This window comes from Ramlibacter albus (assembly GCF_014297445.1).
Lineage (GTDB): Bacteria > Pseudomonadota > Gammaproteobacteria > Burkholderiales > Burkholderiaceae_C > Ramlibacter > Ramlibacter albus.
Map to the genome: position 1 here is coordinate 77404 of NZ_JACORU010000017.1, position 26556 is coordinate 103959.

23 protein-coding genes and 5 pseudogenes are annotated in these 26556 nt (G+C 68.7%); 8 read left to right on the forward strand and 20 right to left on the reverse strand.

Annotation, left to right across the window (positions count from 1 at the left end):
- Position 1: 1 nt before the first annotated feature.
- The 8 genes and pseudogenes from leuD to H8R02_RS30905 all read right to left on the reverse strand — a co-directional run.
- Complete coding sequence (gene leuD, locus H8R02_RS28385; RefSeq protein WP_187085136.1) at positions 2 to 652, reverse strand: 3-isopropylmalate dehydratase small subunit; 651 nt, start codon at positions 650 to 652, stop codon at positions 2 to 4.
- The gene (locus H8R02_RS28390) at positions 653 to 778 is read right to left on the reverse strand and encodes an entericidin A/B family lipoprotein (RefSeq protein WP_187085138.1); all 126 of its coding nucleotides are present in this window, start codon (positions 776 to 778) and stop codon (positions 653 to 655) included.
- Positions 779 to 789: 11 nt separating this feature from the next.
- On the reverse strand, positions 790 to 2211 hold the full coding sequence (leuC, locus tag H8R02_RS28395; protein ID WP_187085140.1) for a 3-isopropylmalate dehydratase large subunit: 1422 nt from the start codon (positions 2209 to 2211) through the stop codon (positions 790 to 792).
- 23 nt (positions 2212 to 2234) lie between these two features.
- Positions 2235 to 3176, reverse strand: coding sequence for a LysR family transcriptional regulator (locus H8R02_RS28400; protein ID WP_187085142.1), 942 nt, complete (start codon positions 3174 to 3176; stop codon positions 2235 to 2237).
- 106 nt (positions 3177 to 3282) lie between these two features.
- Positions 3283 to 4980: an acyl-CoA dehydrogenase family protein gene (locus H8R02_RS28405; RefSeq protein WP_187085144.1), complete on the reverse strand. Its 1698-nt coding sequence runs from the start codon at positions 4978 to 4980 to the stop codon at positions 3283 to 3285.
- Between the two features lie 42 nt (positions 4981 to 5022).
- Positions 5023 to 6459 carry an MATE family efflux transporter gene (locus tag H8R02_RS28410; RefSeq protein WP_187085146.1) on the reverse strand — a complete coding sequence of 479 codons (1437 nt, stop codon included), beginning with the start codon at positions 6457 to 6459 and terminating at the stop codon, positions 5023 to 5025.
- A gap of 96 nt (positions 6460 to 6555) precedes the next feature.
- On the reverse strand, positions 6556 to 8448 hold the full coding sequence (locus H8R02_RS30725) for a hypothetical protein (RefSeq protein WP_187085147.1): 1893 nt from the start codon (positions 8446 to 8448) through the stop codon (positions 6556 to 6558).
- 100 nt (positions 8449 to 8548) lie between these two features.
- Positions 8549 to 8902 (reverse strand): annotated as a pseudogene (locus tag H8R02_RS30905) (hypothetical protein); the annotation flags it as partial.
- Here H8R02_RS30905 and H8R02_RS30605 point away from each other — a divergent pair.
- Together H8R02_RS30605 and H8R02_RS30610 are read left to right on the forward strand one after the other, a co-directional pair.
- Complete coding sequence (locus H8R02_RS30605) at positions 8892 to 9149, forward strand: hypothetical protein (RefSeq protein ID WP_187085151.1); 258 nt, start codon at positions 8892 to 8894, stop codon at positions 9147 to 9149. The pseudogene H8R02_RS30905 and the gene H8R02_RS30605 overlap by 11 nt on opposite strands.
- A 51-nt stretch (positions 9150 to 9200) precedes the next feature.
- Positions 9201 to 9467, forward strand: coding sequence for a hypothetical protein (locus tag H8R02_RS30610; RefSeq protein ID WP_187085153.1), 267 nt, complete (start codon positions 9201 to 9203; stop codon positions 9465 to 9467).
- An 11-nt stretch (positions 9468 to 9478) separates the two neighbouring features.
- Here the strand turns inward: H8R02_RS30610 and H8R02_RS30910 are convergent.
- A pseudogene (locus tag H8R02_RS30910) lies at positions 9479 to 13129 on the reverse strand (beta strand repeat-containing protein); the annotation flags it as partial.
- Between H8R02_RS30910 and H8R02_RS30645 the strand changes: the two are divergent.
- Together H8R02_RS30645 and H8R02_RS28475 are read left to right on the forward strand one after the other, a co-directional pair.
- Positions 13017 to 13253, forward strand: a complete 237-nt coding sequence (locus H8R02_RS30645) for a hypothetical protein (protein WP_187085170.1) — start codon at positions 13017 to 13019, stop codon at positions 13251 to 13253. The pseudogene H8R02_RS30910 and the gene H8R02_RS30645 overlap by 113 nt on opposite strands.
- A gap of 24 nt (positions 13254 to 13277) precedes the next feature.
- On the forward strand, positions 13278 to 13598 hold the full coding sequence (locus tag H8R02_RS28475; RefSeq protein WP_187085172.1) for a hypothetical protein: 321 nt from the start codon (positions 13278 to 13280) through the stop codon (positions 13596 to 13598).
- An 8-nt stretch (positions 13599 to 13606) separates the two neighbouring features.
- Here H8R02_RS28475 and H8R02_RS30915 read toward each other — a convergent pair.
- Positions 13607 to 13888 (reverse strand): annotated as a pseudogene (locus H8R02_RS30915) (hypothetical protein); the annotation flags it as partial.
- Positions 13889 to 14012: 124 nt separating this feature from the next.
- Here H8R02_RS30915 and H8R02_RS28485 point away from each other — a divergent pair.
- On the forward strand, positions 14013 to 14240 hold the full coding sequence (locus H8R02_RS28485; protein ID WP_187085176.1) for a hypothetical protein: 228 nt from the start codon (positions 14013 to 14015) through the stop codon (positions 14238 to 14240).
- 8 nt (positions 14241 to 14248) lie between these two features.
- On the opposite strand, the pseudogene H8R02_RS30920 reads toward H8R02_RS28485, so the two are convergent.
- Positions 14249 to 14626 (reverse strand): annotated as a pseudogene (locus H8R02_RS30920) (hypothetical protein); the annotation flags it as partial.
- On the opposite strand from H8R02_RS30920, the gene H8R02_RS30660 reads away from it, so the two are divergent.
- Positions 14577 to 14981 (forward strand): hypothetical protein, encoded by a 405-nt coding sequence (locus tag H8R02_RS30660; protein WP_187085219.1) that lies wholly within the window; start codon positions 14577 to 14579, stop codon positions 14979 to 14981. The pseudogene H8R02_RS30920 and the gene H8R02_RS30660 overlap by 50 nt on opposite strands.
- Positions 14982 to 15125: 144 nt before the next feature.
- A complete protein-coding gene (locus H8R02_RS30665) occupies positions 15126 to 15341 on the forward strand; it encodes a hypothetical protein (RefSeq protein ID WP_187085180.1) in 216 nt (71 codons plus the stop codon).
- Between the two features lie 725 nt (positions 15342 to 16066).
- Here H8R02_RS30665 and H8R02_RS30925 read toward each other — a convergent pair.
- Positions 16067 to 16534, reverse strand: a pseudogene (locus H8R02_RS30925) (Ig-like domain-containing protein); the annotation flags it as partial.
- 7 nt (positions 16535 to 16541) lie between these two features.
- On the opposite strand from H8R02_RS30925, the gene H8R02_RS30675 reads away from it, so the two are divergent.
- A complete protein-coding gene (locus H8R02_RS30675) occupies positions 16542 to 17060 on the forward strand; it encodes a hypothetical protein (protein WP_187085184.1) in 519 nt (172 codons plus the stop codon).
- Between the two features lie 263 nt (positions 17061 to 17323).
- On the opposite strand, the gene H8R02_RS28515 is transcribed toward H8R02_RS30675, so the two are convergent.
- The 8 genes from H8R02_RS28515 to sdhD all read right to left on the reverse strand — a co-directional run bounded on the left by H8R02_RS28515 (position 17324) and on the right by sdhD (position 26543).
- Positions 17324 to 18502 carry a beta-barrel domain-containing protein gene (locus H8R02_RS28515; protein ID WP_354004991.1) on the reverse strand — a complete coding sequence of 393 codons (1179 nt, stop codon included), beginning with the start codon at positions 18500 to 18502 and terminating at the stop codon, positions 17324 to 17326.
- A gap of 5 nt (positions 18503 to 18507) precedes the next feature.
- Positions 18508 to 20340 (reverse strand): ATP-binding cassette domain-containing protein, encoded by a 1833-nt coding sequence (locus tag H8R02_RS28520; protein ID WP_187085186.1) that lies wholly within the window; start codon positions 20338 to 20340, stop codon positions 18508 to 18510.
- On the reverse strand, positions 20340 to 21791 hold the full coding sequence (locus H8R02_RS28525; RefSeq protein ID WP_187085188.1) for a TolC family protein: 1452 nt from the start codon (positions 21789 to 21791) through the stop codon (positions 20340 to 20342). Before H8R02_RS28525 ends, H8R02_RS28520 begins: the two co-directional genes overlap by 1 nt.
- Positions 21792 to 21990: 199 nt before the next feature.
- Positions 21991 to 23301: a citrate synthase gene (locus H8R02_RS28530; RefSeq protein WP_187085190.1), complete on the reverse strand. Its 1311-nt coding sequence runs from the start codon at positions 23299 to 23301 to the stop codon at positions 21991 to 21993.
- A 20-nt stretch (positions 23302 to 23321) separates the two neighbouring features.
- Entirely contained in the window at positions 23322 to 23594 is a 273-nt protein-coding gene (locus tag H8R02_RS28535; RefSeq protein WP_187085192.1) for an FAD assembly factor SdhE, read from the reverse strand.
- 10 nt (positions 23595 to 23604) lie between these two features.
- Positions 23605 to 24309, reverse strand: a complete 705-nt coding sequence (locus H8R02_RS28540; RefSeq protein ID WP_187085194.1) for a succinate dehydrogenase iron-sulfur subunit — start codon at positions 24307 to 24309, stop codon at positions 23605 to 23607.
- Between the two features lie 55 nt (positions 24310 to 24364).
- Positions 24365 to 26173 (reverse strand): succinate dehydrogenase flavoprotein subunit, encoded by a 1809-nt coding sequence (gene sdhA / locus H8R02_RS28545; RefSeq protein ID WP_187085196.1) that lies wholly within the window; start codon positions 26171 to 26173, stop codon positions 24365 to 24367.
- A 4-nt stretch (positions 26174 to 26177) separates the two neighbouring features.
- Positions 26178 to 26543, reverse strand: coding sequence for a succinate dehydrogenase, hydrophobic membrane anchor protein (sdhD, locus tag H8R02_RS28550; protein ID WP_187085198.1), 366 nt, complete (start codon positions 26541 to 26543; stop codon positions 26178 to 26180).
- Positions 26544 to 26556: the final 13 nt, after the last annotated feature.

Genomic DNA, 26556 nt, shown 5'->3' on the forward strand with positions numbered 1-26556 from the left:
GTCAGCCCTGCAGCGTGTGCGCGAGCCAGGGCTTGGTGGCCAGGCGCTGCGCCTCGAACGCCTTGATCTTGTCCGACTGGCGCAGCGTCAGGCCGATGTCGTCGAAGCCGTTGAGGAGGCAGTACTTGCGGAACGGTTGCACGTCGAAGGCGATCTCGCTGCCGTCCGGCTTCACGATCACCTGGCGCTCCAGGTCGACGGTGAGCTCGTAGCCGGGGAAGGCGTTCACCTCGTCGAACAGCTTCGAGATGGTGGACTCCGGCAGCACGATGGGCAGCAGGCCGTTCTTGAAGCAGTTGTTGAAGAAGATGTCCGCGAAGCTCGGCGCGAGGATCGTGCGGAAGCCGTATTGCTGCAGCGCCCAGGGCGCGTGCTCGCGCGAGGAGCCGCAGCCGAAGTTCTTGCGCGCGAGGAGCACGGTGGCGCCCTTGTAGCGCGGCTGGTTCAGCACGAAGTCCGGGTTGGGCTTGCGCGAAGCGGGGTCCTGGCCGGGCTCGCCCGGGTCGAGGTAGCGCCACTCGTCGAACAGGTTGGGGCCGAAGCCCGTCTTGCGGATCGACTTGAGGAACTGCTTGGGGATGATGGCGTCGGTGTCGACGTTCTCGCGGTCGATGGGGGCGACAAGGCCCTTGTGTACGGTGAACTTGTCCATTTACTTCTTTTTCGCGGCGTCTTCGATGGCGCCGCCTGCCTTTTGAATGTCCTGGCCCATGCCTTTGACGGTGTTGCACCCAACCATGACGAAAGCAGCAGCGAGCAACGCGATCAGAGTCTTCATGGCTTCTCCTTTCAAGCGAACTTGCGGACGTCGACAAAGTGCCCATGCACGGCCGCGGCAGCAGCCATCGCGGGGCTCACGAGGTGCGTGCGGCCGCCGGCACCCTGGCGGCCTTCGAAATTGCGGTTGCTGGTGGACGCGCAGCGCTCGCCCGGCTCCAGCCGGTCGGCGTTCATCGCCAGGCACATCGAGCAGCCCGGCTCGCGCCATTCGAAGCCCGCGGCCTTGAAGATCTCGTGCAGGCCTTCGCGCTCGGCCTGCTCCTTCACCACGCCCGAGCCCGGCACCACCATCGCGAGCTTCACGTTCTTGGCGACCTTCTGGCCCAGCTTCTTCACCATCGCAGCGGCTTCGCGCATGTCCTCGATGCGGCTGTTGGTGCACGAGCCGATGAACACCTTGTCGACGTAGATGTCGTCCATCGGCTTCGCAGGCTGCAGGCCCATGTACGTGAGCGCGCGCTCGATCGCGCCGCGCTTGCTGGCGTCCTTTTCCTTCTCGGGGTCCGGCACGCGGCCGTCGATGCCCGTCACCATCTCGGGCGACGTGCCCCACGTGACTTGCGGGACGATTTGCGACGCGTCGAGTTCGACGACGGTGTCGAACTTCGCATCCGGGTCGGACTGCAGCGTGCGCCAATAGGCGACGGCCTGGTCCCACTCCACGCCCTTCGGCGCGAGCGGGCGGCCCTTCACGTACTCGATGGTCTTCTCGTCCACCGCCACGAGGCCCGCGCGCGCGCCGGCTTCGATCGCCATGTTGCACACCGTCATGCGGCCTTCCATCGTGAGGCCGCGGATCGCGGAGCCGCCGAACTCGATGGTGTAGCCCGTGCCGCCGGCGGTGCCGATCTTGCCGATGATCGCAAGCACGATGTCCTTCGCGGTCACGCCGGGGGCGAGCTTGCCCTCGACCTTGACGAGCAGGTTCTTGGCCTTTTTCGCAAGCAGCGTCTGGGTCGCGAGGACGTGCTCGACTTCCGAAGTGCCGATGCCGTGCGCCAGCGCGCCGAAAGCACCGTGGGTGGACGTGTGCGAGTCGCCGCAAACGACCGTCATGCCGGGTAGCGTCGCGCCCTGCTCGGGGCCGATCACGTGCACGATGCCTTGCCGCTTCGACAGGAACGGGAAGTACGCGGCCGCGCCGAACTCGCCGATGTTCTTGTCGAGCGTGGTGACCTGCTCCTTGCTGATCGGGTCCGTGATGCCGTCGTAGCCGCGCTCCCAGCCGGTGGTGGGCGTGTTGTGGTCCGCGGTGGCAACGACCGAGCTGATGCGCCAGACCTTGCGGCCCGCTTCGCGCAGGCCTTCGAACGCCTGCGGGCTCGTCACTTCGTGCACGAGGTGGCGGTCGATGTAGAGGATGGCCGTGCCGTCTTCCTCGGTGTGGACGACGTGTTCGTCCCAGATCTTGTCGTAGAGGGTGCGTCCCATGGCAATGGTTCCTGAGTGAAATTCTATGCGGCGGCCGCGAGCGTTTCGGCACGCGCCTGCAGGTGGTCGACGAGCAGCCGCGCGGTGACGGGCAGCGTGGCGAAGTCGCGCGCGACGAGGTCGATGTTGCGCACGGCCCATTCGTCCGAAAGGCGCACCGACTCGAGGTCGCCGACGCCATGCATGAGCTCGAACGCGCGCTTTGGCATCACGCCGACGCCCAGGCCGTTGTGGATCATGCGGCACATCGCGTCGAGGCCGGTCACGTGGATGCGCAAGCGGATGTTGCGGCCGGCCTGCGCGGCGGCTTCGCGCATCGCGAGGTAGATGGAGCTGTTCGAGTGCAGGCCCACGTGGTCGTAGTCGAGGGAGTCCTCGAAGGCGATCTTCTTGCGGCGCGCCAGCGCATGGCCGCGCGGCACGATCAGCACCAGCTCGTCGCGGCGATAGGGCCTGGTCTGCAGCTCGTGCCCGCTGCCCACCATCGCGGTGCTGCAGATGCCAAGGTCCGCCGCACCTTCCTGCACCGCGCGCACGATCTCGGTGGAGAGGTGTTCCTCCAGGTCGATCTTCACCTGCGGGTGTTCCTTGCTGAAGGCGCCGAGGTCCTCCGGCAGGAACTGCACGATGGCGGAGATGTTGGCGTGGATGCGCACGTGGCCGCGCACGCCGTCGGCGTATTCGGAGAGCTCGGCCTGCATCTTCTCCAGCGAGACGAGCACCGAGCGTGCGTGGTGCAGCAGGCTCTCGCCGGCCGGCGTGAGGTCCACGCCGCGCGTGTGGCGATAGAGCAGGGGGGTGTCGAGCGTCGCTTCGAGGTCGGAGAGGCGCTTGCTCACGGCCGAAGCGGCGATGAACTCCCGCTCCGCCGCACGGCCGATCGAGCCGAGCTCGCACACCGCCACGAAAAGCTGCAGCGAGGTGAGGTCGATCCGGCGGGCGAAGGAGCGTTCGGTGGGGCGCATCGGGGGATGACATCGCTTACGGCGATGGCGAAACCGGATTCTCCTACGGTAATGCGGCGCCAGTCATCGCAAACCGCGATGACCCGCCTCCCTGCCGGGGAACGCGTCAGCCGGTGACGGCAGCCCGGTCGACGATCGCGTCCGCCTGGGGCTGGCGCAGGGCGAGCGCGCCGAACATGGCCGCCGGACGCCCCGCGAGGCGCGAGCCCATGAACGCGTCCACCACGGGCGACGGCGCGTACCTCAGCAGTTCGGCGCCCTGGATCGCGCGCGCCAGTGCTTCGGTTGCGGCGCGGCCGGCGAACTCGTCTTCCAGCAACCCGTCGACCACGTCGGGCAGCTGGTCCACGAACGCGTCGAAGCGCTTGTCCGCGCCGCGCACTTCCTTCAGGTCCGCCATGACGGCTTCGAAGCAGCCGCGGTCGCGCTGGATCGCGCGGCGTACGTCCATGCACATCATGTTGGCCGTCCCTTCCCACACGCTGTTCAGTGGCGACTCGCGGAACACACGCGCCATCGGGTTCTCCTCGATGAAGCCGTTGCCGCCATGGCACTGCAAGGCTTCATAGGCAACAGCGGGTGCGCGCGAGCAGTTGAAGAACTTCGCCGCGGGAGTCGCCACGCGGGCGAACGCGGTCTGGAGCGGATCGGTACCGATCCCGTCCGTGGCGCGCGCCACGCGCAGCGCCAGCAGCGTCGCGGCTTCCACTTCCACGGCCAGGTCCGCGAGCACGTTCGCCTGCATCGGCCGGCGCGCGAGCGGCGTGCCGAAACCCTGGCGTGTCATGCAGTGGTTGAGCGCGAGCGTCAGCGCCTGCCGCATGAGGCCGGCCGAACCGACGGCGAAGTCCAGCCGCGTGAGGTGCGCATGCGAGAGGATTTCGCGGATGCCGCCGCCTTCGGCACCCACGCGGATCGCGAGAGTGCCGTTGTATTCCACCTCGCTCGACGCGTTGGAGCGGTTGCCGGCCTTGTCCTTCAGGCGCTGGATCAGGAAGGTGTTGTACGTGCCGTCCGGCAAGGTGCGCGGAAGGAAGAAGCAGGTGACCTCGCCACGTACCTTCGCGAGCGTGAAGAAGCCGTCGGACTGCGGCACCGAGCAGAACCACTTGTGGCCGGTGAGCTCGTACCAGTGCGCAGTCGCGCCGTGGTAGTCGGCGGTGTGCGAGAAGGTCGCGGTGGTCTGCGTTTCGCGCAGGTCGCTGCCGCCCTGCTTCTCCGTCATCGCGTAGCCCACGACGACCGCGGGCTTGCGCGCGACTTCGTCGCGGTTGAATGCATATGTGGTCCCGCGCACTTTCTCCGCCCAGATCGCGAGCGCGGGTTCCGCACGGAAGCCCGCGTACGCCGCGTAAGCCATGCCGGTAGGGCAGCCCACGCCATGCTCCACCTGGTTCCACAGGTAGGACTGCACGGCGCGTGCGACGTGCGGGTGCGGGCCGCTCGCGTTCCACGCGAGCGAATGCACTTCGTGTTTCCATGCCAGGGCCATGAGCTCGTGCCATGCGGGGTGGAACTCGACCCAGTCGATGCGGTGGCCGTAGCGGTCGTGCGTCTTCAGCTCGGGTATGTGGCGGTTGGCCAGGCGCGCGAGTTCCTGCACGCCCGCGTCGCCCGCGAGCGCGCCCAGCTGCGTTGCAAGTGGCTCGGCCCAGGGCGCGTCGCGTCCGAGCGCCGCCCTCAGGACCGCGTCGCCGGCGAAGGCGTTGAAGCCCTGCGCCGGCGCGGCCTGGTTGCGCACTTCATGCGTGACGAAGGTCGATGCGGCAGGGCCCAGCTGCCCCACCGGGGTCGGTGCGTTCATCGCGGTCTCCTCGCGGCCGGCACGGGCGCCGGATGGCGAATCCTACGCCTCGTAGACCGGTTCGCGATCCATCGCCGGGGACGACACGCCGGTGTCCGCGGCTTCGCCGGTGGCCGGTTCCTCGGCCTGCAGTTTCGCGCGGCGCCAGCCGCCCCAGCGGTAGTAGCCGAAGGCAAGGGCGGTGGACACGACCGCGCCGAGCGGGAAGCTCCACCACACCGCGTCCGCGCCGAGCGGCCCCTGGAGTGCCCAGGCGAAAGGCACCCGTACCAGCAGCATCGACACGAACAGAATCACCAGCGGCGGCGTGACCGCGCCCGTGGCCCGCACCACGCCGAACAGCACGATGGTGATCCCGAAGAGCACGAACGACCAGCAGGCCACGTCGTTGATGTGCATCGCGATGTCGATGGCGCCGGTGTCGCCCGGCAGGAACAGGCCCAGCGCGTAGCGGTCCGCCGCGTAGAGCAGGGCGACGAGCACGCCCGTGAGCAGCAGGTTGAACAGCACGCCGGCGCGCGCGATGCGCTCGACGCGGTCCCAGCGCCCCGCGCCCACGTTCTGCGCCGCCATCGACGACACCGCCGCGCCCGTGGCGAGCGCCGGCATCTGCACGTAGGTCCACAGCTGCGCGGCCACACCGTACGCGGCCGCGACCTTCACGCCGAAGCTGTTGACCAGCCCCATCATCGCGAGCGCGGCCGACGAGATGACGATCATCTGCAAGCCCATCGGGACGCCCTTGGTCACGATGGTGCGCAGCAGCTTCGGCCGCGGGCGGTAATGGTCGAGCTCGGCGAGGCCGGGCAGCAGGGGGTGGCGGCGCCGGTTCAGCACGAACAGCAGCAGCGCGAAGCTCACGCCCTGGCCGACGAGCGTCGAGGCCGCCGACCCCGCGATGCCCATTTCGGGGAACGGCCCCACGCCCCGGATCAGCAGCGGGTTGATCGCGATGTCGATCGCCACCGACAGCAGCATGAAGCGGAACGGCGTGCGCGAATCGCCCGCGCCGCGCAGCACCGCCATCGCGAACGCGAAGAGGTTCATCAAGGGCACGGCGAGGAAGATGACCCGCAGGTACTGGGCGGCGAGCTCGAAAGCCGCGGGCGGTGTGCCGAGCAGGTGCAGGATGGCCGGCGTCCAGATCCATCCGGCGAGCGCAAGCACGGCGGAGACACCCACGAAGAACGTCGCGCCGGTGCCGACCACGCATTTCGCACGGCCGATGTCCTTCGCCCCCCAGGCCTGTGCGACGAGGATGGTCGCGGCCATCGAGACGCCGAAGACGGTGCCCAGCAGCAGGAACAGCACGAGGTTGGCGTTCGACGTCGCGGTGAGCGCTTCCTCGCCCAGCAGGTTGCCGATCCAGATCGCATTGACGGAGCCGTTGAGCGACTGCAGCACGTTGCCGCCGAGCACGGGCAGCGCGAAAGCGATGAGGTTGCGGGCGATGGGGCCCTGGGTGAGGTCGCGGGGCATGGCGCCATCGTCCGCGACGCGGCTGCGGCCGGGCGTAGGAGAACGGAAAGTAAAAGAGCCCGCCGAAGCGGGCTCTTCGAAGGCCAGGGCCGCTCGTCAGACGGTCACCTGGATGCCCTGCTGCAACCACAGCTGGATGTTGGTGGTGGGCGAGGCATAGATCACGTAGTCGACCCCGTCGAAGGACGCGACCTTGCCGATGTCCGTCTTGAAGCCGAGTGTGTGCGCCACGTCCACGCTGTCGGCGGTGTCGCCCTGCACCAAAAGCCGCGAGACGCCGGTATCGAGGATCGACGTGATGCTCGCCACGTCGTCGATGCGCAGCTTGATGTTGTTGGCCGTGAAGGTGTTGTTGCCCAGGTTGAGGCGCTCGATGCCGTGCGCATGGCCGTTCAGGGCCGACAGGTTCAGGGTCTGCGCGCTGCTGAAGGCCAGCACCAGCGTGTCGGTGCCCTGTCCGCCGTCGTACTGCCCGCGCACCGCGGGGTCGGACACGTAGAGGCGGTCGTCGCCGTCGCCGCCGCTCAGGGTGTCGATGCCGCCGTACCCGATCAGGCCGTCGTTGCCGTTGGCGCCCACGAGGTTGTCGTTGCCCGCGGTTCCGATCCGCGTGAGCGCCGGCGACTCCACGTCGATGACGGACTGCAGGGTCGAGGTCGCGCCGTAGTTGTCGGTCAGCACGAATTCGATGGTCCGTTCGCCGGCCGTGGCCGACGCGCCGCCGGAGTACTTGACGGTGCGCAGGGTGGCCTCGATGCCGTCGATCGTGGTCGCCGCGCTGAACACCAGCAGCATCGTGCCGGCGGTGGCGTCCCAGGTCGCGGTGATGCCCGCGTTCGAAGCGACGGCGGTGTCCACGGTGAGGACGTCGTTCGGACGCAGCTCGAGGATGGTCACTTCGGCCTTCCAGAGGTTGGTTTCGTCGCCCTGGGAGAGCAAGCCGTCCACGCCCGGGACGAACGTGGGGTCCGCGGCGGCGGCATTGGCGTTGGCCTGGTTGGCTTCGGTCGAACCGCCGACCAGCAGCTGCGGCTCGACCGCGATCGCGGCGCGGCCCGCCTGGAACTCGTCGAGGCCGATCACGTTGCCCGTCTCGTCGAAGTAGCGCAGGTAGGTGCCCGTGCCGCTGGCATCGCCCATCAGCTTGTTGTCGCTTGTCCAGCTTGCGGCGAAGCCGCCGTTGGCCAGCGGGGAGAGCGTGGGGTAGTACTCCTGCGTGCCCGAGTACGCCGTGGCCAGCTGGATGTTGCCGCGCACGAGGTTGCCCGCGGCGTCGTAGATGTTGCCCAGCACGTTCCTGTCGACGTTTGTGTCGCTCTTGCCGCGGTCCAGGTACGTGACGACCCATCCGCCGCCCGCGAGGCCGACGACGTCCAGTTGCTGGGCCACGTCCCGGCTGCTTGCGTCGCTGTCCGAGTAGTTGTAGACGGCCGACATCCGCTTGTCGAAGAGGTTGGTCACCAGCTGGTCCGCGGCGCTGGCGGGGCTCCAATTGCCGCTGGCGTCGGCTGTGAAGCGCTGCATGTACACGTCGTAGTAGTTGTCGCCGTCCTGGCCGTCGGCCGCATGCTCGCCGGCCCACGTCACGAGGAAGCTTCCGTCGGCCAGCGCGGCCACCTTGGGGGCCACCTGGTCGTTGATGACCGACGCGTTCACGCGGAACTCGGCGACGGACGTCTTGAGGTCGTTCGAAAACACGCGCATGAACAAGTCGCGCTCGCCGCCGCTGATTTGGCTGTTCGCCGACCAGACGACCGCCAGCCGGCCGTTCGATGCCGCCATGTGCGTCGTGATCTCCATCGGCGAGGTCGTGACGTACCCTGCGTCGCCGGGGCGGCTGCTGACCACCGTGTCGCCCGTGATGCCGGCAGGGCGGGTGCCGTCCGAATTGAAGACGCCCAGCAGCGGCACGATGTCGCCGGCGTTGGCGCCGACGTAGGCAACCGCCCATTGGCCGGTCGCGACGCCGTTGGCGTCCTTGAGTTCCACCAGCGCACCGGGGCCGGCCTGCACCCCGGTGGTCGCTGCCCGGGTTGCCCGCGATGTCCACCACGCGCGCGTAGTAGGTGAAGCTGCCGGCATGGCTGTTGGCGGTGTCGTCGAAGCTCCAGGTGGTCGGCGTGTCCTGTTTCACGGTCGACCAGGTGACGTTGTCCGCGCTGACCTCGATGCGGTTGCCGGTGCTCAGCGGCGCGTTGGTGCCGCTGACGATGAGCGTGGTGTCGCTCGTGACGAAGTCGCTCGCGCTGGTGCCGGTGTCGACGGTGATCGCCGTGATGTTCACCGTCTCGCCGGCCGCGGGCTTCGAGGTGTCGATCGTCACGTCCTGCCGGGCGATCGTGGAAGGCTCCACGTTGCCGGCGATGTCGATCACGCGGGCGAGGTAGGTGAAACTGGCCTTGTGGTCGACCGGGTCGGCATAGGTCCAGGTCGTGTCCGACATCAGGGCGTTCGACCAAGTCGTGCCGCCGTCGGTGCTCACCTGCACGCGGCTGCCGCTGGCAACGGTGTGCGTGCCGCTCACGATCAGCGTCGTGTCGGAAGTGATGAAGTCCGCAATGCCGGTGTCCGTGCTGATCGCACCGATGACGACCTTCTCGTTGGTGCCCGGCGGGGTGATGTCGATCGTGACGTCCTGGGTGTCGCTGCGGACCGTCTTGCCCTTGTCGTCGACCTCGCGCACCGTGTAGGTGAAGCTGGCGTTGTGCGTGTCGGGGTCGACGAAGTTCCAGGTGGTGGCCGTGAGGTGGTTGACCTCCGTCCACTTCACGCCGTCGGAGCTGATCTCCGTCCGGTGGCCGGCATCGAGCACCGGGTCGGGCGCCGTGTTGATGCCGTTGACGGTCAGGCCCGTGGCGTTGGTGATGAAGTCGGTGGCGCTCAGCCCGGTGTCGGGCGTGATGCCCATGATGGCGAGCTGCGTGTCCGTGGAACTGCTCACCGACAGCGGGAACGGCCCGCTGGTCGCCCCGGTGTTGCCGGCGTCGTCCTCGACCCTCGCTTCGTAGACGTGCGCGCCTGCCGTCACCCCGCTGTCGGCGAAGGTCCAGGCGCCGCCGGCGCGGTCGGCCGTGCCGAGGCGCGTGCCGTCGCGGTAGACGGTGATGTGCTCGTCGCCCGCCAGCGCACGGCTGAGGGTGCCCTTGAGCTCCGGCGACGTGTCGTTCGTCGTCCCCCCGAAAGCCACCTGGCCCACATCGGGCGCGAAGTCGTCGAACACGGACACGGTGAGCGTCACGGGGTTCGGGTCGTTCGGTCCGCCGGACACGTCGGTGTCGATCGTGACGGTGCGCTTGTCGCCTTGTCCCTCCGTGCCGGCGTCGTCGACCACGCGTGCCCAGTACGTGACGCTGCCTGTGCGCTGGACGCCCGTGTCGTCGAAGCTCCACGTCCCGGCAGCGGTATCCTGCTTCACATCCACCCAGTGGGTGCCGTCGGTACTGAGCTGGATGCGGTGGTTGGCGCCCAGCGGCGTGTTGGTGCCGCTGACGATGAGCGTGGTGTCGTTGGTCTTGAAGTCGGCGTTGCTGATGCCGCGGTCTTCGGTGATCGCCGTGATCTTGACGAGTTCGTCCGCGCCGGGGCCCTCGAACCGCACGGTGATCGCCTGCCGCGCGAGTTCGGTGCCCGCGTTGCCCGCGAGGTCCACCACGCGCGCGAGGTATTCGAAGTCGCCGGTGTGGCCGACGAGGTCGGTGAACGTCCACGTCGTGGCCGACATCGCGGCGTCGCTCCAGGTTGCGCCCTGGTCGCTGGACACCTGCACGCGGCTGTCGGCGAGGGCGGTGTGCGTGCCGCTGACGGTGAGGCTGGTGTCGCTGGTGATGAAGTCGCCCGCCGTGCCGGTGTCGTCCGAGATGGCCGTGATGGCGACCTTCTCGCCCGCGCCCGGAGCGACGGTGTCGATCGTCACGACCTTCGAGTCGTTCGCGCCCTCGTTACCGGCGGCATCGATGACACGCACGCGATACGTGACGTTGCCGCTTCGTGCGACGGTGTCGTCGTAGCTCCATGTGGTCGGCGTGTCCTGGCTCACCGCGGCCCAGTTGGCGCCGTCGGTGCTGATCTGGATGTGGCTGTCGCTGCCGCCGGCCCCACGGAGGTCGGAATTGGTGCCGCTGACCTTCAGCATCGTGTCGGAAGTGACGAAGTCGGTGCTGGACAGCCCGGTGTCCGCGTCGATGCCGGTGATCTTCACGGCATTGTTGGCGGGCGCCTCGGTGATCACGGTGACCTCGCGGCTGTCCGTCTCGCCCGGATTCCCGGCGACGTCCACCACGCGGGCGGTGTAGGTGAACTTCCCGCTGTGGAGGGCGGGGTCGACGAACTGCCACGTCGTGCCCGACAAGGTGGCCGCGGCCCAGGTGGCGCCGCCGTCGCTGGTGACCTCGATGCGGTTGTCGCCGGTCAGGGTGTGCGTGCCGCTGACCGTGAGGCTGGTGTCCTTGGTTAGGAAGTCGCCGGCGGTCCCGGTGTCGTCGGTGATCGCCGTGATCGCCACCGTCTGGTCCGCGTCCGGCCGCGTCGTATCGATCGTCACGTCGCGCTTGTCGGTGTTGCCGACGTTGCCCGCCGAGTCGACCACGCGGGCGTAATACGTGAAGGTGCCGGTGCGCGCCTGGGTGTCGTCGAAGGCCCACGTCGTGTCCGTGAGCACCGTCACCTCCGACCAGGTCGTGCCGTCGGCGCTGACCTGGATGCGGCTGTCCTTTTCCAGGCCCGCGTGCGTGCCGCTGACCCGCAGCGTCGTGTCGTTGGTGACGAAGTCGTTGCTGGACGCGCCGGTGTCTTCGGTGATCGCCGTGATGGCGACCATCTCCGCCGGGCCGGGCACAAGGGTGTCGATCGTCACGCTGCGGCTGATGCTCTGGACAAAACCGCCCTCGCTGTCGAGCTCGCGCAACGTATACGTGAAGCTCGTGCCGTGCGGCGTCGCCGTGTCGTCGAAGCTCCACGTGCTGGGCGTGTCCTGCGTGACGTTGTTCCAGGTGCTGCCGTCGCTGCTGATCTGCAGCCTGTGGCCGGGAGCCGGGGCGTTGGTGCCGCTGACGAGAAGCGTGGTGTCGCTGGTGACGAAGTCGCTCGAGCTCAAGCCCGTGTCGGTGCTGACCTGCAGGATGGCCAGCGCGGGGTCCGCCCCGCTCGCGCTCACCTTGATCGACCGCACGAGGCTGCTGGCGCCGAAGTTGCCGGCGATGTCTTCCACCCGGGCCTGGTAGACGTGGGGCCCGTCGGCCAGGCCGCTGTCCGCGAACTCCCAGGTATTGCCGGGCTTCTGTTGGACGACACCGACACGGATGTTGTCGCGGTACATGGCGATCACCTCGTCCTGCGCGAGGTTGCCCGTGAAGCTGCCTTTGAAGGAGGGCGAAGTGTCGCTGGTGATGGCGCCCTCCGCCAGCGGGCCCGCAAGCTCGGGCGGCTCGTCGGCCAGCATCTGGTCGATGCTGACCGTGACGCCCTCGGGGTCGGCCCCCGAGGCGTGGGTGTCGATCAGGACCGTGCGCTTGTCGACGTGGCCCTCGTTGCCGGCGGCGTCGACCACCCTGACCTTGTAGGTGACGCTGCCCGTGCGCGCGAAGGCGGTGTCGTTGTAGGTCCAGGTGGTATCCGTCTGCTGCGTCACGTCCGACCACGGGGAGCCGTCGGCGCTGATCTGGAGCCGGTTGCCGTCGGTGAGCGGCGTCTTGGTGCCGCTGATCACCAGACGCGTGTCGCTCGTGATGAAGTCGGTGGCGCTCGCGCCGGTGTCCTCCGTGATGGCCGTGATCGTCGCGATTTCCAGGGGGTCGGGCGGCGCCGTGTCGATCGTGACATCGCGGCTGACGACCTGGCTGCCCGCGTTGCCGGCGGTGTCCGCCAGGCGCGCCATGTAGGTGAAGTTTGTGCCGTGCGTGGCCGGGTCGACATAGGACCACGTCGAGCCGGTCACCGTGGCATAAGCCCAGGTGGCGCCGCCATCGGTGGAGACCTGCACCAGGTTGCCGTCGGTGACGGTGCCGCTGACGGTGAGGCTGGTGTCGGACGTGAGGTAGTCGCCCGCGATGCCGGTGTCGTCGTCGATCGCGGTGATGGCCAGGGTGTCGGGCGCCTCGGGCGGCGTGGTGTCGATGACCACGTCCTGGTGGGCGCTTTGCGTGACGGTGGCGCCGTCGACCACCTGCACCGAGTAGGTGAAGTTGGCCGTGTGGGCGGTGGTGTCGTCGAAGCTCCACGTGGTGGCGCCGTCGGCAACAGTGATTTCCTGCCAGGTGGTGCCGTCGGTGCTCAACTGCAGCTTCTGCGTGCCGGTGAAGGCGGGCAGCGTCCCGCTGACGGTCAGCGTCGTGTCCCTGGTGATGAAGTCGCTGGCGCTGACGCCCGTGTCGTCGGTGATGCCGGTGATGGCCAGTGGCTGGGGCGTGTCCCCCTCGATGGTGACGGCCTGCGTGACAACCTGCGTGCCCACGTTGCCGGCGGTGTCGGCAAGTCTCGCCGTGTAGGTGAAGTTGCCGGTGTGCGTGGCCGGGTCCGCATAGGTCCAGGTCGAGCCCGTGACGGTGGCGTAAGCCCACGTGGTGCCGCCGTCGCTGGAGACCTGCACCTGGTTGCCCGCGGTGACGGTGCCACTGAGCGTGAGGCTGGTGTCGGAGGTGCGGAAGTCACCGGGGGTGCCGGTGTCGTCGGTGATGGCCGTGATGGCCAAGGTGTCACTCGCGTCGGGCGGCGTGGTGTCGACAACTACGTCCTGGTGCACACTGGCCTTGACGATGGTCTCTTCGCCAGCGGTCGCTTCGACCACCTGCACCGAGTAGGTGAAGCTGGCCGTGTGGGGGGTCGTGTCGACGAAGCTCCACGTGGTGCCGCCGTCGGCGACGGTGACATCCATCCACGTGGTGCCGTCGGTGCTCAGCTGCAGCCTCTGCTTCGCAGTGAGGGCAGGCAGCGTGCCACCGACGGTCAGCGTGGTGTCGCTGGTGATGAAGTCGCTGGCGCTGACGCCCGTGTCGTCCGTGATGCCGGTGATCGCGAGCTGCGGTGCAGGTGCCGGAGGTGGCGCCGGCGGAGGCGGAGGCGGAGCGGCAGACTCGATGATGACGTCGCGGCTGGCGGATTGCGTGCCCTGGTTGCCGGCGGTGTCGACAAGCCTTGCCGTGTAAGTGAAGTTGCTGGTGTGCGTGGCCGGGTCGACATAGGACCACGTCGAGCCGGCCACCGTGGCGTAAGCCCACGTGCCGCCGCCGTCGCTGGAGACCTGCACCTGGTTGCCCGCGGTGACGGTGCCGCTGAGCGTGAGGCTCGTGTCGGTGGTGCGGAAGTCACCGGGGGTGCCGGTGTCGTCGCTGATGGCCGTGATGGCCAGCGTGTCGCTCGCATCGGGCGGCGTGGTGTCGATGACGACGTCCTGGTGCGCGCTGGACTTGACGGTGGTGCCGTCGACCACCTGCACCGAGTAGGTGAAGTTGGCCGTGTGGGCGGTGGTGTCGTCGAAGCTCCACGTGGTGGCGCCGTCGGCAACGGTGATGTCCTGCCAGGTGGTGCCGTCGGTGCTCAGCTGAAGCTTCTGCGTGCCGGTGAGGGCGGGAAGCGTCCCGCTGACGGTCAGCGTGGTGTCGCTGGTGATGAAGTCGCTGGCGCTGACGCCCGTGTCGTCCGTGATGCCGGTGATCGCGAGCTGCGGTGCAGGTGCCGGAGGTGGCGCCGGCGGAGGCGGAGGCGGAGCGGCAGACTCGATGATGACGTCGCGGCTGGCGGATTGCGTGCCCTGGTTGCCGGCGGTGTCGACAAGCCTTGCCGTGTAAGTGAAGTTGCTGGTGTGCGTGGCCGGGTCGACATAGGACCACGTCGAGCCGGCCACCGTGGCGTAAGCCCACGTGCCGCCGCCGTCGCTGGAGACCTGCACCTGGTTGCCCGCGGTGACGGTGCCGCTGAGCGTGAGGCTCGTGTCGGTGGTGCGGAAGTCACCGGGGGTGCCGGTGTCGTCGCTGATGGCCGTGATGGCCAGCGTGTCGCTCGCGTCGGGCGGCGTGGTGTCGATGACGACGTCCTGGTGCGCACTGGCCTTGACGATGGTCTCTTCGCCAGCGGTCGCTTCGACCACCTGCACCGAGTAGGTGAAGCTGGCCGTGTGGGGGGTCGTGTCGACGAAGCTCCACGTGGTGCCGCCGTCGGCGACGGCGACATCCATCCACGTGGTGCCGTCGGTGCTCAGCTGCAGCTTCTGCTTCGCAGTGAGGGCAGGCAGCGTGCCACCGACGGTCAGCGTGGTGTCGCTGGTGATGAAGTCGCTGGCGCTGACGCCCGTGTCGTCCGTGATGGCGGTGATCGCGAGCGCGTGCGCTTCAGGCGCGGGCGCGGGCGCGGGCGCCGGAGGCGGGGGCGGGGGCGGAGGCGAAGGCGGCTCAGCCGGCGGCGCAGGCGCAGGAGGCGGGGCAGAGGGCGGCTCCGCCGGCGGCGCAGGCGCAGGCGGAGGCGGAGCAGAGGGCGGCTCACCCGGTGGAAGGGGTGCAGGCGTCGGGGATGCACCTTCGATGACGACATAGCGGCTGGCGAACTGCGAGCCCACATTGCCCGCGACATCCACCACGCGCGTCGCGTAGGTGAAGCTCCTGCCGTGGATGTCCGGGTCGGCATAGCTCCAGTTGGAGCCTGCAAGGCTGGCATCCACCCAGGTAACGCCTTCGTCGTTGGACACCTGGATGCGGCTGCCGGGCGCGAGCGTGTGCGTGCCGCTCACCGTCAGCGTCGTGTCCGTGGTGCGGAAGTCGCCCGGGGTGCCGGTGTCTTCGCTGATGCCCGTGATGCTCACGGTCTCGGCGTTGCCGGGCGGCGTGATGTCGATCGTGACGGCCCGCTGGTCGCTGTGCTGCACCGCCGTGCCGTCGACCACCTGCACGAAGTAGGTGAAGTTGCTGGTGTGGGTCGTGGTGTCCACATAGGACCACGTGGTGGCGCCCTCGCGCACGGCGACGTCCGACCAGGTGGTTCCATCGGAGCTGACCTGGAGCCTGCGGCCGCCGTTGAGGGGCTCGAGCGTGCCGCTGACGGTCAGCGTGGTGTCGCTGGTGATGAAGTCGCTGGCGCTCGTACCGGTATCGACGCTGATGGACGTGATGGCCACCGGCTTGGCCGGATCGATGACATTGGGGGGGCCGCTAGGGCCGCTAGGGCCGCCGGGACCGCCGGGGCCGCCGGGGCCGCCGGGGCCCGGCAAATTGCCGCCTCCACCCGGCCCGGGGCCGCCGGTGCCGCTGGTGCCGCCATCCAGCTTCACCGCAAAGTTGTCGCTGCCGGCGCCCTCGTTGCCGGCGCCGTCCTCGACGCGCGCCATGTAGACGTGGTCGCCCTTCGGAACGGCGGTGTCCGCGTACTGCCACGTGCCGCCGGAGAGCGTCGCCGTCCCGACGGCCACGCCGTCGCGGTAGACGGTGACGAACTCGTCGGGCGCCAGCTGGCCGGTCAGGGTGCCACCGACCTTGGCCGACGTGTCGTTCGCCGTGCCATCCGTGGCGGTCTCGACAACCGTCGCGATACCGACTGCGACGCCGTCAGCGGTGCCCGAAACACGCGTGTCGACCTTGAACGCATACGACTCGCTGGTTGCGCCGAAATTGCCGGCGACGTCTTCGACTCGCGCTTCGTAGCTGTGCGGCCCGTCCGCAACGCCGGTGTCCGTGAAGCTCCACGCGCCGTCCGCGAAGGTGGCCGTGCCCACGCGCACACCGTCTCGGTAGACGCCGATGACTTCATCGGCGGCGAGGGTGCCGGTGAGGGCGAGCGACAGCGTGGGTGACGTGTCGTTCGTGAACGCATCGACCGCGACGCGCCCGGAGCGCGGCGCCGCGTCGTCGGTGACGCCGGTGACGGCGAGCGAGACCCCGTCGCTCGCACCGGACGCATGCGTGTCCACCGTGACCGCCAGGTTGGTGGTCGACTCCAGGACGATGGTGTCGCCGTCGACGATGCGCGCCTGGTAAGTGAAGCTGCCCGTATGCTCGACCGGATCGTCGAAGACCCAGTCGCCGTTGTCCAGCAGCCTGGCGTCCGCCCATGTCAGGCCGCCGTCGGAGCTCACCTGCACGCGCTGCCCATCCACCAGCCCCGTGGCGGTGCCCCGGACGCTCAAGGTGGTGTCGCTGGTGATGTGGTCCGCGGTGCTGATGCCCGTGTCCGTGGAGATCTCGCTGATCGTGAGCGTCGCGGCAGGCGAGCCGCCCGCCTGCGACCCGCCCCCCGAAGAGCCGCCTGCCCCCGCTGCGGCGCCGGAGCCCATGGCAGCAGCCGCGAAGAACTGCGGGATGAAAGCCGGGAAGGCCATGAGGAAATCGGCCTTGTCGCCCGACTCGGCGTGTTCGTCCGTCACCGTCTCCGGGGCGCCGGCGGGCGCAGGGGGAAGGCTGGCTGGCACCAGCTCGCCAAGGCCGGCCGGCGCCACCTGCGCAGCCGGCTCGTCGAGCGAATCGGGCGACCCGGCAATGGGGCCTTCGGTCAGGGGCGTCACCGCGGTTGGCGTCACGTCCCCATTCGCCGCCGGGGCCGCCGCATGCTCGCCCCCGACGAAGATCTCCGAAACGTCGCCGGTGCTGACCACCAGCGTGGGCGCCGTTTCCTGCGCGGCATAGAAACCGTCGAACACCACCGACTGCCCGTCCTCGAACTCCAGCGAGAGCGAGGCCACGACCCGCTTGCGCGCGACGAGCGCGGCCTGCGGCGAATGCAGGTTCAGGCGATCGGCGTCTTGCACGGTGACGTCGGCGGAAGCCGCACGCTCGACGGCGGCCGAACTCTGGAGCCGGCCATCCTGGGTGGCCTTGGAAAGGATTTTTGTCTTCATGAGGGTTCCCTGTTTTCCTTGGTTTCTGGGGGCTGGGTCGCGCGGCCGGGGTCAACGCTCCCGCATGGCTTCCCGGGCGTGGTTGAATGGCTTGAGCAGGTACTGCATGACCGTCTTCTGGCCGGTGTGGATGTCGACCGTGGCCATCATTCCGGGCACCAGCGGCAAGGCGGCGCCGCTCTTGCGCGAGACGAGGCTCGCGGCATCGGTCTTGACCCAGACGCGGTAGTAGTAGCGCTCGCGGTGGATCTCGTCCTGCAGCGTGTCCGGCGAAACCTGCGAGACGACGCCTTGCATCGAACCGTGGACGCTGTAGTCGTACGCGCTGAACTTGACGGAAGTGGCGAGCCCGGGGCGCACGTGCGCGATGTCGCGCGGGTCGACCCGCACTTCGATGCGCAGCTGGTCGTCCAGCGGCACGATCTCCATGAGCTTGCCGCCGGGCGCGAGCACGCCGTCGACGGTGGTGATCTGCACGTCCTTCACGACGCCGCGCACGGGCGAGACGAGCGTGGTGCGTGCCACGCTGTCGGCCCGGGCGACCTGCAGGTGCGAGAGGCTTTCGAGTTCGGCCGAAGCCTTGGCGAGCTCCTCGCGCGCCTTCACGGTGAACTGGTTGCGCGCTTCCACCGCCTTCGCGTCCAGCTCGGAGAGGCCGCGGCGCAGCCGCACCACTTCGAGCTGGCCGGCAGCGCCCTTGGCGACCAGCGGCTCGGTGACGGCAAGCTCGTCGCGCATGCTGCGGCTGGAGTGCTCGATGGCTTCGAGCGTGGCGCCGAGCGCGGAGCGGCGCGCGCCCAGCAACGCAAGCTCGCGCTGCACGAGGACCGGGTCGGCTTGCACATCCTCCGGGAAGGAGGGCTTGGCATTGCCCACCTCGGCGACCAGCCGGGCGACCTGCGCGCGCAGGGAGCGCAGCCGCGCCGCGCCCTCGCCGGCCGCGGAAGTCGCGCGCGTCTTGTCGAGGTCGGCGAGCGGCTGGCCGCGCTGGACGATGTCGCCCTCGGCGGCGTGCAGTCGCGCGACGATGCCGCCTTCGAGACTCTGGATGACCTGCTCGCGCGAAGTGGGCACGACCTTGCCGGCACCGACGACGACTTCGTCGAGCTCGGCGCCATGCGCCCACGCGAGGAGCGCGAGCAGCGCGGCCAGCGCGAGCCAGATGACGGCGGCACTCCAGGATGATTCGCGCACGGGCGCGACGTGGCGCAGGGTCGAAAGGGCGGTCACGGCGGTCACTCCGGCAGGTGGGGGGCGGCCACCGGGGGGCGCGGCGGCTGCAGCACCCGGGGCGGCCGTGCGGCAGCGGGATCGGCAGGTGACGCCTGGGCGGCAGGCGGGCGGGCCTTGCCGGAGAGCAGCGCGAGCACGTGGTCGCGCGCGCCGTCCAGCACGATGCGGCCGCCGTCGACGACGCAGATGCGGTCGACCACCTGCAGGGCAGCCACGCGGTGGGTGACCAGCACGAGCGTGCGGGGCTGGACCCACTCGCGGATGCGCGCGATGGCGAGTGTCTCCGCAGCCTCGTCCATGTTGGAGGTCGGCTCGTCGAGCATCAGCACCTGCGGCTGCGAGATGAGCGTGCGCGCGAGCAGCACGAACTGGCGCTGGCCGCTCGACATGCCCTGGCCGCCTTCGAAGATGGGGATGTCGAGGGTGCGCGCGCCGGCTGCCGCCATCTGCTCCGCGCCCGCAAGGCGCAATGCGGCGAGCATCTCCTCGTCCGTTGCGTCGGCACGGCCCAGCGCGAGGTTGTCGCGGATGGTGCCGTAGAAGAGCCGCGACTCCTGCGACATGTAGGCGATGTGCCGCCGCAGGTCGGCCGGCCGGATGGCCTTGTAGTCGGTGCCGTCCAGCGCCATCGCGCCGCGCGTGGGCTGCAGCAGCCCGGACAGCACGCGCAGCAGCGTGCTCTTGCCCGCGCCGACCTGGCCGACCAGCGCAACCTTCTCGCCGGCGCGGATCTCCAGCTTGTCGATGGCAAGCACCGGCGGCGCGTCGGGCACGTAGCGGAACTCCAGGCCGGCCGCGCCGAGGGCCCCTTCGACACGGTCGCGCGCGGCCTGCCCGGAGCGTGCGGCGGCATCGACGGGGCGGCGCATCAGGTCGTCGAGGCATTCCTTCGCGACACGCGCCTGCTGCCAGCGGCCGAACACGACGCCCAGCTGCGCGAATGGCGAGATGGCGCGGCTGCCCAGGATCGAGCACGCCGTCAGGGCGCCGGTGGTCATCGAGGAGCCCATCACCTGGTAGGCACCCGTGACCATGATGCCGAGCCAGACGAGCTGCTGCGTTTCCTGTGTCCAGGCGAGCAGCCCCGATGCGAGGAAGCGGGAGCGCAGCGTGTTCTGCGCGCAGTCGGCATTGCACGCGTTCCACAGGGACTCGAAGCGCTCCTGCGCGCGCAGCGCCTTGATGTCCTCGATGCCTTCGATGGACTCGACGAGCACCGCGTTGCGCAAGGCGGACGTCCTGCTGCCGGCGCGCGCCAGGCGCGCCATGGGCCACTGCGCGATGATGCCGGGCACGGCGACCAGCGGAATGGCGCACAAAGCGACCAGCGCCACGGCGGGACCGCCGATGAGGTAGAGGATGAACACGAACACGGCCGCGAACGGGATGTCGATGACCGCCACCGTGCTCGTGGAGGTGACCAGCTCGCGGATCGCATCGATCTCGCGCAGCTGCGCCATGAAGCTGCCGGTCGAGCGCGGCCGCGCGTCCAGGCGCAGCGCCAGCGCATGCGAGTAGATGTGGCTCGAGATCGCGAGGTCGGTCTTCTTGCCGGACTGGTCGGCGCTGTGGGTGCGCGCCAGCTTGATCAGCAGGCTGAAGCCGACCGCCACGAGCACGCCGAGCGCCAGCATCCACAGCGTGGGCAGCGACTGCGCCGGGATGACGCGGTCGAACATCTGCATGGAGAACAGCGAGCCCGCGAGCGCCAGGCAGTTGGTCGCGAACGCGCCGACGGACTGGTGCACGAGGCTGGGCCAGTGCCGCAGGTACTCCGCGAGGAGCCAGTTCGGCCGGTGGGGTGCGAGGAATTCGTCGGCGCGTGCGTCGTCCATCAGGGTTTCCAGTTCAGCGCGGTCTGCGCCTCGGGCGGCGCGGGCGTGATCGATTCGGCCAGGCCGCCGTAGAGGCCTTGCAGCCTTGCCATGAGCACCGCGCGGTCGAACTCCAGCGAGGCGGCAGCCACCTCCGCGCCAAGAACCTCCTGGTGGGTGTTCAGCAGGTCGAGCACCTGGCGGCGGCCGGCGAGGAACTGCTCGAGGAAGATGCGGCGCGTCGAAGCGGTGCTCAGCGCCTGCGAGCGCAGCAGGGGCAGCCGCAGCTCGACGCCTTCGAGTTCCGTGCGCGTGCGGCGAAACAGGTCCTGCGCCGCTTCGCGGATGGATGCCACACGCGCGAGCGCCGACTGCGCGTCGGCGCTGGCGGACTCGACCCGGGACTCGCGCCCGCCCTCGAGGACGTCGACGTTGAGCACGAGGTTGACGCCGCCGGACGATTCCGCCGCACCCCGCCCGCCGGTGGCCGTGCGCGAAGCCTGCAGGTACACGGAAGGCCAGCGCGAAGCGCGCAGGCTCTGGACGTGGTGGACGGCGGCGCGGTGCTCGGCCTCGGCCTGTCGCACGCCGGGCAGGGCCGAGGGATCCCAGGGCGCCGCCGGCCCGTTGCCCTGCAGCGCCGAGGGCATGGCGAACACAGCGTCGGTGACGGCTGTGCCGGACAGCAGCGACAGGCGCGACAGGAACTGCTCGCGCTGCGTGCACGCCGCGAGCCCCGCGGCCCGCACCTGCGCAAGCCGGGCTTGCGCGAGCTCGACGTCCCCGGTGGCGGCCAGCCCGGCCTGCGCGCGCAGGTGGATGATGCGCACCGCCTCCTCCAGCCCCGCGGCGGCTTCGACGTGCAGCCGCGCCAGCTCGGACTGCCGCCACGCACCCAGCCACGCTTCGACCACGTCGAGCGTGATGCGATCGAGCACGTCCGCATGCTCCATGACGCGCGCTTCCTCGCGCTTGCGGGCCTCCTCCACGAGGCTGTCCGTCTTGCCGAAATCGTGCAGGAGCTTGGAGAGTTGCGCGTTCGCGGCGGAGGCGAGGCCGTTGTGCGCGGACCCCGACGAACCGCTGCTGGCGCTCACGCGCAACTGGGGCGAATACGCGGACTCGGCGGTTTCGATATCGGCGCGGGCCTTGCGGACCTGGGCCCTGGCGCGCTCCGCGTCGGGGTTGGCCTGCCGCGCGCGTTCGACGATCTGGTGCAGCGCGACGCTGCCTTCCGCGGCGCCGGCGCGGCAGGCGCTGGAGGGCTCGGGGGCAGAGACGGGCTTGCGGAGGGAAACCGGGCGCGCCGCATGCAAGGCGGCGCTCAGCTTGAGGACGATCCCTTCGGGTTCATCGGTTTCGCCGGCACCGACGCCGGCGCACCACGCGAGCAGCATGCAGGCCACGGCCGCTTGCACTGCGGTACGGCGGGCAGGCAGCCGGCCGGGGCTCGCGGAGGTCGCGCTGAACAACAAGAGTCCTGTCCTCTCGGTCGGGGTTGAACATCGGGCTGGTGTCGGTGAACATGATTCGTGTCAGCCACACTTGGCCGCGATGATTCAGGAGGGCACTTGCGGTGTCCACTAGACCAAGGCATGACAGTAAAAATGACAATGCCCGCGGGTGCGGGCATTGGAAGAGGGAGGACCCGGCGCTGCCGGGTGCCGTGCGCTAGCGCTGCTCGATCGGCTTGACCTCGCGGCGCGGCGAGCCGGTGAACAGCTGGCGCGGGCGGCCGATCTTGTACTCGGGGTCGCCGATCATCTCGTTCAGCTGCGCGATCCAGCCCACCGTGCGCGCGAGCGCGAAGATGGCGGTGAACAGCGAAACGGGGATACCGATGGCTCGCTGCACGATGCCGGAATAGAAGTCGACGTTCGGATAGAGCTTGCGCGACACGAAGTACTCGTCTTCCAGCGCGATCTTCTCCAGCGCCATCGCCAGCTTGAACAGCGGGTCGTTCTGCAGGCCAAGCTCGCCGAGCACTTCCTTGCAGGTCTCCTGCATCAGCTTGGCGCGCGGGTCGTAGTTCTTGTACACGCGGTGGCCGAAGCCCATCAGCTTGATGCCGCTGTTCTTGTCCTTCACCTTCGCGACGAACTCGCCGATCTTGGCGACGCCGCCCATCTGCTGGATGTCCTCCAGCATGTTCAGCGCCGCTTCGTTGGCGCCGCCGTGCGCCGGGCCCCACAGGCAGGCCACGCCGGCCGCGATCGCCGCGAACGGGTTGGTGCCCGACGAGCCGCACAGGCGCACCGTGGAGGTGGACGCGTTCTGCTCGTGGTCGGCGTGCAGGATGAAGATGCGGTCCAGCGCGCGCACCAGCACGTCGTTGGGCTCGTACTCCTCGCACGGCGTCGCGAACATCATGCGCATGAAGTTCGCGGTGTAGCTCAGGTCGTTCTTGGGGTACATGTACGGCTGGCCGGCGCTGTACTTGTACGCCATCGCCACGAGCGTGGGCATCTTGGCGATCAGGCGGATCGCGGAGATCTCGCGGTGCTCGGGGTTGTTGATGTCGGTGCTGTCGTGATAGAAGGCCGACAGAGCGCCCACGAGGCCCGTCATCACCGCCATGGGGTGCGCGTCGCGGCGGAAGCCGCGCAGGAAGAACTGCATCTGCTCATTCACCATCGTGTGGGTGGTGACGAGGCGGTTGAACTTCTTCTTCTGGTCCACGTTCGGCAGCTCGCCGTACAGCAGCAGGTGGCAGGTCTCGAGGAAGTCGCAGTTGGTGGCCAGCTGCTCGATCGGGTAGCCGCGGTACAGCAGCTCGCCCTTGTCGCCGTCGATGTAGGTGATGGCGGACTGGCAGGCCGCCGTCGACATGAAGCCCGGGTCGTACGTGAACATCCCGGTCTGCGCGTAAAGCTTGCGGATGTCGATCACATCCGGCCCGATGCTGCCCGAATAGACCGGTAGCTCGACGCTGGGGCTGCCGTTGGAGAACGACAGGGTGGCTTTGTTGTCGGCGAGTTTCATGGTTGCGTCCTAAAAAACAGTCAGGGGCGGGGGACCCGCAGCATCTCGAGCACTTTCCTCGTTTCGGGAGAAAGCGGGAGTTCCGCTTCCTCCTTGCGGCGCAGCAGCAGGTCGAGCAGGTCGTTGTCGGCCAGCTCCATCAGCTCGCTCATCCCGCGCGCCTGCGAGACGGTGAGGCTCGTCTCGTACTTCTCGAAGAACCGCTCGATCAACAGGTCGTTCTCCAGCAGCCCGCGGCGGCAGCGCCAGCGCAGCTTCGAGAGCGATCTTGCGTCGAGCAGGTCTTCGTCCATTTGATTCCTGTCAGACCGCGCGGCGGACCATCAATTCCTTGATCTTGCCGATCGCCATCGTCGGGTTCAGTCCCTTCGGGCACACGTCCACGCAGTTCATGATGGTGTGGCAGCGGAACAGACGGTACGGGTCCTCGAGGTTGTCGAGGCGCTCGCCGGTCGCCTGGTCGCGGCTGTCGGCAATGAAGCGGTAGGCCTGCAGCAGGCCGGCGGGGCCGACGAACTTGTCGGGGTTCCACCAGAAGCTCGGGCAGCTCGTCGAGCAGCTCGCGCACAGGATGCACTCGTACAGGCCGTTGAGCTCTTCACGCTCTTCCGGCGACTGCAGGCGCTCCTTCTCGGGCGGGATCGTCTCGTTGACGAGGTAGGGCTTGATCGAGTGGTACTGCTTGAAGAACTGCGTCATGTCCACGATCAGGTCGCGGATGACGGGCAGGCCGGGCAGGGGCTTGAGCACGATCGGCTTGTCGCCCAGCTGGCGCAGGTTGGTCAGGCAGGCCAGGCCGTTCTTGCCGTTGATGTTCATGGCGTCCGAGCCGCACACGCCTTCGCGGCACGAGCGGCGGAACGAGATGGTGGGGTCCTGCGCCTTGAGCTTCATCAGGGCGTCGAGCAGCATGCGCTCGTTGCCTTCGAGCTCGACCTCCACCGTCTGCATGTAGGGCTTGGCGTCCTTGTCGGGGTCGTAGCGGTAGATCTGGAAGGTGCGCTTCATTTCGTATTCCGTCTCTTTGAATGTAGGTGGTTCGCCGGTCCGCGTGACTACGTAATCAGAAGGTGCGAACCTTGGGCGGCACCGTGTCCACCGTCAGGGGCTTGAGCTTGACGGGCTTGTAGGCCAGGCGGTTGCCTTCGCTGTACCACAGCGAGTGCTTCATCCAGTTGGCGTCGTCGCGGCCGAGCGGCGCGATGGGGTCGTCCGCGGGCTTCTCGTAGTCGCTCACCGTGTGGGCGCCGCGGCATTCCTTGCGGGCGGCGGCGGACTCGATGGTCGCCTGCGCGGCCTCGATCAGGTTTTCCACTTCGAGGGCCTCGACGCGGGCCGTGTTGAACACGCGGCTCTTGTCCTTCAGGCCGATCGCGTCGACGCGCGAGCGGATGGCGGCGATCTTCTTCACGCCTTCGTCCATGCTGGCCTGCGTACGGAACACGCCCGCGTGCAGCTGCATCGCCGAGCGGATGTCGTTGGCGACGTCCTGCGCGTACTCGCCGCTGCTGGCAGCTTCGAGGCGATTGAGGCGCTCCAGCGTCCGGTCCGCGGCGTTGGCGGGCAGGTCCTTGTGCGACTTGCTGCGGCTGGCGAATTCCACGATGTGGTTGCCGGCGGCCTTGCCGAACACCAGCAGGTCCAGCAGCGAGTTGGTGCCCAGGCGGTTGGCGCCGTGAACCGACACGCAGGAGCATTCGCCCACCGCGTACAGGCCGTTGACCACGCTGTTGTCCTCGCCGCCCTTCTGGATGACGACCTGGCCGTTGATGTTGGTCGGGATGCCGCCCATCTGGTAGTGGATCGTCGGCACCACGGGGATTGGCTCCTTCGTGATGTCGACGTTCGCGAAGTTCACGCCGATCTCGTACACCGAGGGCAGGCGCTTGTGGATGGTCTCGGCGCCGAGGTGGTCGAGCTTGAGCAGCACGTAGTCCTTGTTCGGACCGCAGCCGCGCCCTTCCTTGATCTCCTGGTCCATCGAGCGCGAGACGAAGTCGCGCGGCGCCAGGTCCTTCAGCGTGGGCGCGTAGCGCTCCATGAAGCGCTCGCCGTTGCTATTGAGCAGGATCGCGCCTTCGCCGCGGCAGCCCTCGGTGAGCAGCACGCCCGCGCCGGCCACGCCGGTGGGGTGGAACTGCCAGAACTCCATGTCTTCCAGCGGGATGCCCGAACGCGCGGCCATGCCCAGGCCGTCACCCGTGTTGATGAACGCGTTGGTGGACGCCTGGAAGATGCGGCCCGCGCCGCCGGTGGCCAGCAGCACGGTCTTGGCGTGCAGCACGTGCAGGTCGCCGGTTTCCATCTCCAGCGCGGTCACGCCGACAACGTCGCCCTCCGCGTCGCGGATCAGGTCCAGCGCCATCCACTCGACGAAGAACGAGGTCTTGGCCTTGACGTTCTGCTGGTACAGCGTGTGCAGCATCGCGTGGCCGGTGCGGTCGGCGGCGGCGCAAGCGCGCTGCACCGGCTTCTCGCCGTAGTTGGCCGTGTGGCCGCCGAACGGGCGCTGGTAGATCGTGCCGTCGGGGTTGCGGTCGAACGGCATGCCGAAGTGCTCGAGCTCGTACACCACCTTCGGTGCTTCGCGGCACATGAACTCGATGGCGTCCTGGTCGCCCAGCCAGTCCGAGCCCTTGACCGTGTCGTAGAAGTGGTAGTGCCAGTTGTCCTCGCTCATGTTGCCGAGCGAGGCGCCGATGCCGCCCTGCGCCGCGACGGTGTGCGAGCGGGTGGGGAACACCTTCGAGAGGACCGCGACGTTCAGGCCCGCGAGCGAAAGCTGCAGCGACGCGCGCATGCCGGAGCCGCCGGCGCCGACGATCACGACGTCGAACTTGCGGGTGGTGATGTTCTTGTTGGTATATGTCATTTCGTCAGACCCTCCACAGCACCTGGATCGCCCAGCCGGCGCAGCCGACGAGGTACACGATGGTCAGGATCTGCAGCACGAGGCGCAGCCCCACGGGCTTGATGTAGTCCATCCACACGTCGCGCATGCCCACCCACACGTGGTAGAGCAGGGCGACGATGGTCACGAAGGTCAGCGCCTTCATGGCCTGGTTCGCGAAAAGCCCGGCCCACTTGTCGTAGCCGATGGGGCCGCTCGTGAAGACCAGGCGGGCCAGCACGACCAACGTGAAGAGCGCCATGAGGGCCGCGGTGACGCGCTGCGCGAGCCAGTCGCGCACGCCGTAGTGCGCGCCGACGACGACGCGCTGGGAACCGTAATTGACTGCCATTGTTCTTCTCCTC